1 protein-coding gene is annotated in these 2638 nt (G+C 68.3%); it reads right to left on the reverse strand.

What is annotated here, in order from left to right; translation table 11 throughout:
* Positions 1 to 238: 238 nt before the first annotated feature.
* The gene (locus SX243_25835) at positions 239 to 2590 is read right to left on the reverse strand and encodes a hypothetical protein (protein ID MDY7096406.1); all 2352 of its coding nucleotides are present in this window, start codon (positions 2588 to 2590) and stop codon (positions 239 to 241) included.
* Positions 2591 to 2638: the final 48 nt, after the last annotated feature.

The raw sequence follows: 2638 nt of genomic DNA on the forward strand, positions 1-2638 counted from the left end.
GGGCGGGGGAGTCGCCCCGGACAGGGGCGAGATGAAATAGCGAGGAGGTTTCAACCCCTCGCGGGGCTGCAGCCACCATCTACACCAACTATAAAAACCAACGCCTCCATCACCACCCCGTCATTCCCGCGAACGCGGGAATCCACGCCGTCCAGCCCGTGGCAGCGCCGCCTACGTAGCAAAACCCCCGCGAGGCACGGAAATACCTCGCGGGGGCTTGATCGAAGGCGGAAGCTGCCTACTCTTGGCCCACCGCCCATGCAGCCACCTGCAAGCGCTGGGCGAGGTCGAAGAAGGCTTCGACGGCGACGAGGTTGGAATCGTCGTCGTCCGCCTTCTTGGCCGCGTCGAGGAGGCGCTCGAGGGCGGCGGGGAGGGCGTAGGCCTTGGTGGCCGGGTATTGGCTGAGGGCCTCCACCAACTGCTGGAGATCCTCCTCCGACTTGTGGGCCAGCTGCACCGCGATGCCGCTGGTGAGGCAGCAATTGGTGAGCAGCTGGCGCAGGCGGTGGAGGATTTCCCAGGCGGGGGTGAGGTCGGCGGCGTGGACCAGGTCGTCGCAGGCGGCGGCGAGGGTGTCGGCGAAGCGGGCCAGAACGACCTTGCGAGAGGAGACCCGCAGCTCGGTGGCGTAACCCACCATGTCGACGTCGGCGGCGTGGGCGTCCACCTGCACCAAGTAGCGGGTGCCCTCCTCGAGGCCGCCGGCGAGGGCGCCCTTGACCACTACCGGGGTGTCGTGAGCCTCGGCCCGGGCCTGCACCCGGCTGACCTCGCCGACGGGAACCTTGTGCTCGGTCCCGGCGACCTCCACCAGCACCGCCTTCAAGCCTTCCGTGGCCCGGGCGTCGACGGTGAGGATCAGATCCGCCGGCACCTTGACGCGGCGGTCCAGGCGCACCACCCACGGAGCGCCGGTGGCGATGTTGCCGCTGCCCGGAGGAGCCGTATCGCGGATGTCGAGATTGCGCTGGGCCCAATCGTTGTCCTGCCGGCAGAGGTCCTCGAAGTCCGCCCAGTCGAGGGTGGAGGTGTCCTGCTCCGGTTCCGCCGGAGAGAAGACCACGGCGAAGACGCAGGAGTGGCCGGGGGTCCCCGGCGGTACCTGCCAGGAGATGCTGACGTCCTGCGGCAGGCCGGGAGCGACCCCCACCGTGCCCAGAAGCTGGATGGCACCGGCGCCGGTGCCGGGGTGTTTGAGGTAGAAGGAGACGCTGGCGCCGCTAACGGCGAGGGTTTGGGTCTGCTCCACCCGGGCGTAGAGATAGTTGGTCTGGGGCGTCACGCCGTCGCTCTGGAAGCGCGCCGGATTCTGGTGCTCCGGACCGTTGGGGCCGAAGGTACCGACGGTGTTGGTGAGGCGGTTCCAAACGTTGGACATGGAGTACCGCGTGCGGCCCGGCGGCAGCGGATCGGAGGGCTCGTTGCCCACGTCCTCGGGGAAGTCCCGGATGTAGTGGTCGCCGTGGTCGTGGTGTAGGCAGCAGGTGGTAGCGAGGGTCTGGAGCGCCGGCTGAGAGATGTTGGCGCACATATCCTGAGTCACCAGCTCGGTGCCGGCAATCTGCGGGCTGCCGGTGGGCTGCATCACGGTCCCCACCGGCGAGCCGGGAGGATGCAACAGCCCCAGGGCGTGGCCGATCTCATGGGCGGTCAGGACCGGATTGCCGCCGTTGGGCTCGGCGCAGACGATCTTCTGGCTGGCGACCCCGATGGCCCCGGCGCTGCCGCCGCCGATTGCGGGCAGCGGGTTGTCGACGAAGAAGATTTCGATGACGTCGGGATCTGGGTCGGTGTAGGCGGCTCGGATATTGGCCAGGTTGCTCGAGGTCTTGAGGACGGCGTCGTCGATGATCACGATGGGCTGCACCTCGATGTCGATGCAGCACTTGGCCCACACGGTCTGGGCGGTGGCCAGCTGCGCTGCGGCGGTGCCGCCGGTGGGGTTGGGATCGGCGGCGCCGGCCTGGAAGCCCACCGGCTGCACCACCAGCCGCCGCTCGTTGACCTGATGACTGGGCGGGCAGGGGTGGTTTTCCGCCGAGCCTCCCAGCGGCACCAGGACATCCCAGGGGATGGCGAGGTCGAGGACCAGGCTGGAGAAGGCCTCCCCTTCCCCGGCGGCGCAGGCGACGGCGAGGTGCACCTTGCCGTAGGGGCGTTCGCCCTTCAGATCCTCCACCGTGCCTTCCATGTGGACGCTGGCGGGTAGGGTCGTGGGCAAGAAATAGCAGCCGCTCTCCTGCTCCTTGCCGGCGCGGCGGTCGAGCTCCGGATAGTGGACGCGGCAGGTGCCGTCCAGCTCCCACCGATCCTCCCGGCCGCCAAAGGCGTAGCGGCCCTTGGCGGGCTCGCCGAGAACGGATATCACGCCGGTCTCGCCCTTCTCCATCTCCAAGGACGTCGTGCCGAGAGCGAAGCGCTCCAGCTCCAGGGTCCGTCGTGCCTCGCCGTCGCCGTGGATCCTCAGGATCACCTCACCGCTCACCCGCACCGTCTGGCGCCCGTGAACCGTCTCCATCTCTCCCTTGCCGCGGATGGGCAAGAGGAACCTCTGTCCTGCGCGAACGATCTTCAGGGTTTCTCGCATGCTGCATTCCTCCTAGATTCGGTGGTTCGAAACCATACCAGCGGGAGG

The sequence above is a fragment of the Acidobacteriota bacterium genome, from assembly GCA_034211275.1.
Classification (GTDB): Bacteria; Acidobacteriota; Thermoanaerobaculia; order Multivoradales; family JAHZIX01; genus JAGQSE01.

Coding starts and splice junctions, on each gene's coding strand:
- SX243_25835 (MDY7096406.1), bottom strand. CDS start 2,590: ATGCGAGAAACCCTGAAGATCGTTCGCGCAGGACAGAGGTTCCTCTTG.